Origin of the sequence: Effusibacillus lacus (genome assembly GCF_002335525.1) — a bacterium.
GTDB lineage: Bacteria > Bacillota > Bacilli > Tumebacillales > Effusibacillaceae > Effusibacillus > Effusibacillus lacus.
Window position 1 is genome coordinate 1 of sequence record NZ_BDUF01000110.1, and the last position, 276, is coordinate 276.

Sequence of the window (276 nt, forward strand, 5' to 3'; positions counted from 1 at the left end):
TCGTCCGCCCAGGGTTAGTCGGGACCTAAGCCGAGGCCGAAAGGCGTAGGCGATGGACAACTGGTGGAAATTCCAGTACCACCGCGCAGCCGTTCCCATCCAGAAATACATCTGTGTATGGGGTCCCCACGAAAGTATTCGGAATACGCTGCGAAGCTTTCCGTCACTTTCGTGGGTGAATTAGCAATGGCGTGACGCAGGAGGATAGGGAGAGCGGCCTGTTGGATGGCCGTGCAAGCAGTGAGGTTGAGAGATAGGCAAATCCGTCTCTTATAA

At 55.1% G+C, this 276-nt stretch carries 1 rRNA gene; it reads left to right on the top strand.

From position 1 onward, the window contains the following. A 23S ribosomal RNA gene (locus EFBL_RS19225) occupies nucleotides 1–276 on the top strand; the annotation flags it as partial.